General features: G+C 49.3%; 2 protein-coding genes. Both read right to left on the bottom strand.

Features of this window, described 5'->3' with window-relative positions; genetic code table 11:
* Positions 1–908 (bottom strand): nitrate reductase subunit beta (narH, locus tag GRP75_RS21050; protein WP_160790274.1); only part of this gene is annotated, 908 nt, incomplete at its 3' end.
* A partial coding sequence (locus GRP75_RS21045; protein ID WP_160790273.1) for a nitrate reductase subunit alpha occupies positions 898–3851 on the bottom strand: 2954 nt, incomplete at its 5' end. The genes narH and GRP75_RS21045, both read right to left, overlap by 11 nt.

Here is a 3851-nt window from a genome sequence, read left to right as displayed (position 1 = left end):
CTTGGATCCATGAACAGGTCGCACTGCGCTTTGTAAAGTTCTTTCTCATCCTGCCTAGAAGCGGCCTCAAGCACCCGATCCGCGTCATACAGCATAACGCCGAGGTAGCGAATTCGTCCTGTACATGTCTCGGAGCAGACTGTCGGCAGGCCAGCTTCCACACGTGGGAAACAGAAGGTACATTTTTCCGCTTTGTTCGTCTGCCAGTTAAAGTACACTTTTTTGTATGGACAGCCCGTCATGCAATACCGCCATCCGCGGCAGGCTTCCTGATCCACGAGCACGATTCCGTCCTCGTCTCGTTTGTACATGGCGCCCGAAGGACAGGACGCGACACAGCTTGGATTTAGGCAATGTTCGCAAAGCCGTGGGAGATACACCATGAACGACTTCTCAAAGTTAAATTTAATCTCTTCTTCGATTTTCTGAATATTTGGATCAAGCGGACCGGTTACATGCGCACCCGCCAGGTCATCTTCCCAGTTTGGGCCCCACTCCAAATCCATTTTTTCACCTGTTACCGCAGAATGCGCGCGTGCCACAGGTGAATGCTTCTGTTCTCCGGCGTTGGTCAGTTGCTCGTAATTGTAAGTCCAGGGCTCATAATAATCTTTCATTTCCGGCATGTCTGGATTGTAAAAAATCTTACCCAGTGCTATCTTGGACAGCTTGTTGCCTGACTTCAGTTCCAGTTTCCCTTTGCGGAGCTGCCAGCCACCTTTATATAATTCCTGGTCTTCCCAGCGCTTCGGATAACCGATACCGGGTTTGGTTTCCACATTGTTAAACCACATATATTCCGCACCTTTGCGGTTCGTCCAGGTTGTTTTACATGTCACGCTGCACGTATGACAGCCAATACATTTATCCAGGTTCATGACCATGGCAATTTGAGCTTTAATCTTCAAGCCAGTTAACCTCCTTCATTTTACGTACCGCAACGTACACATCACGCTGGTTGCCGATCGGACCATAATAGTTGAATCCATAACTAAGCTGAGCATATCCACCGACCATCTGGGTTGGTTTGAGATGAATTCTTGTCGGTGCGTTATGACTACCGCCGCGTGTGTCCGTGATTTCGGAGCCTGGCACTTGAATGTGCTTATCCTGAGCATGGTACATGAACATCGTTCCTCTTGGCATCCGGTGGCTGACAACAGTCCGGGCGGTTACGACGCCGTTACGGTTGTATACCTCTACCCAATCATTGTCGGCCAGATCGTGTGCCTCTGCGTCTTCGTTGTTGATCCACACCGTAGGACCTCCGCGAAACAGTGTCAGCATGTGCTGGTTGTCCTGATAGGTGGAGTGAATATTCCATTTACCGTGCGGTGTCAGATAACGGAGCACGAGTGAATCTTGCCCGCCTTTTATTTCCCGGTCGCGAGGGCCGAACACCATCGGCGGCAAAGTCGGTTTGTAGATCGGCAATGATTCCCCAAATTGTTGGAAAATCTCATGATCAATATAGAAATGCTGTCTTCCCGTCAAAGTACGAAACGGAACGAGACGTTCAATATTCGTTGTAAATGGTGAATAGCGGCGTCCCTTCTTGTTCGATCCAGTGAATACCGGTGTCGGTATAACTTCACGCGGCTGTGCCGTGATACTTTGGAAAGTGATCCTTTCCGCTGCCCGATCGGCCGAGATGTCTTTGAGTTCCACACCGTGAAGCTCTTCTGCCTGCTCATAAGCCTTTTGCGACACCCGTCCATTAGTCGCGGATGAAAGGTGAAGAATTGCATTGGCCACTTGGCGAGCTGTCTGGATTTTGGGCAGCCCATCTTTAATGGACTCATCGTAATAAACTCCGTTCAACTTTTTCATTTCCTCATATTCGTCCGCTACGGAGAAGCTGACGCCATGCGCACCTGCTTTCCCAGTAGTCAAATTAGGACCGAGTGAGATAAATTTATCGTGAATTTTAGTATAATCGCGTTCGATGATGCTGAAATTCGGCATGGTTTTACCCGGAGTCGCTTCAATCTCGCCCTTCGTCCAATCCTTTACAAGACCCATCGGCTGTGAAATTTCGCCTATACTATCGTGTGCGAGCGGCGCGGTCACAAGGTCTTTATATGTTCCTGGTAGATACTCTTCTGCCATATCCGAAAAGACTTCGGAAAGCTGGCGGTAAATATCCCAGTCCGCGCGGGATTCCCACAGAGGGTTAACAGCCGGATTAAATGGATGCACGAAAAGATGCATGTCTGTTGACGACAAGTCTGTTTTTTCGTACCAGGTTGCCGCCGGAAGCACGATGTCCGCGTACAATGGAGTTGTTGTCATCCGGAAATCAAGTGCAACCATCAAATCAAGCTTTCCTTCTACATCTTCTCTCCAGACGATTTCCTCAGGTTTCTGTTCTTCATTCGGCCGGGCAAGCAGGGCATCAGATGCTCCGAGTAAATGTTTCATGAAATACTCTTGTCCCTTCGCCGAACTGGAAATCAGATTTGACCGCCAAACAAAGAGTGAACGCGGGAAGTTCTCGGCTGCTCCAGGATCTTCTACAGCGAAGCGTGTCTTACGTGATTTAATCTCTTCCACAGAATGATTAATGATGTCCTCGTTGGACTTCTTGCCTAATTGCGCAGCCTCTTCGGCGAACAGTAGACTGTTTTTATTAAACTGTGGATAAGAAGGTAGCCAACCCAGACGCACTGCGAGCACGTTGTAGTCTGCTGGATGTCTGTAACTGACATCCCCGCCAATCGGTGACTTCAAGGTGTCTGTTCCACTTTCTTCGTAACGCCACTGCTCTGTTGCAAAGTAGAAAAACGATGTAGCATTTTGCTGTCGAGCTGCCCCTTGCCAGTCTTTTGCAAAGGCAATCGTTGACCAGCCTTCGATTGGGCGGAGCTTTTCTTGACCCACATAATGCGCCCAGCCTCCACCGTTTACGCCTTGGGAAGCAGTCAACACGACAAGATTCAAGATGGACCGATAGATCGTGTCACTATTGAACCAGTGGTTGATACCCGCACCCATAATAATCATGGAGCGACCTTTAGTATCGATAGCATTTTGGGCAAATTCCCGAGCAATCTGTACCACAACAGACGCCTTCACACCTGTGATCTTCTCCTGCCAGGCAGGGGTATAATGCGAAGCTTCGTCGTAATAATTTTTGGCGTTATGAGGGCTGTCATTGCGTGCGACACCATACTGACTCATCATCAAATCGTACACAGTTGCTACGTAACGTTCCGAGCCATCTGCCAAGCGTACTTTTTTGGCCGGAATTACACGTTTGAACGTTCCATTACCGGCGTTATCAAAGTAAGGGAATACGACTTCTTCCCATTGCTCGCCATGACCTTCCACAGTGAGCGCGGGCTCAACCTTTGTTCCGTCTTCCCGTTCCAGAATCAGGTTCCATTTCTTATCCTGCTCCCAGCGCTGTCCCATCGTACCGTTCGGGACCAGCATTTCCCCCGCCGCTTCGTCATATATGACCGGCTTCCAGTCCGCATGCGGCGAAACATCGCCCAGGTCACTCGCCCGTAGAAAACGTCCACCTTTCCAGGCTCCCTCGTGTGGATCAAGCAGAATCATAAACGGCATATCCGTATATTGTTTGGCATAGTTAATGAACATCGGTTCTTGGCGATCTTTGTAAAACTCATCCAAAATAACATGCGTCATAGCCTGGGCTATGGCAGCATCTGTACCCGGATGTGGTGCAAGCCAGTTGTCAGCGAACTTCACATTCTCCGCCAAGTCCGGAGCCACGGATACGACTTTTGTTCCCTTATATCGTACTTCCGTCATAAAATGAGCGTCTGGCGTCCGGGTAAGCGGTACGTTCGATCCCCACATAATCAGGTAACCCGCATTGTACCAAT

This window comes from Paenibacillus sp. OT2-17, from assembly GCF_009827695.1.
GTDB classification, from domain to species: Bacteria; Bacillota; Bacilli; order Paenibacillales; family Paenibacillaceae; genus Paenibacillus; species Paenibacillus polymyxa_B.
The sequence above is the reverse complement of the archived record's forward strand: the minus strand, read 5'-3'. Positions and strand labels throughout refer to the sequence as shown.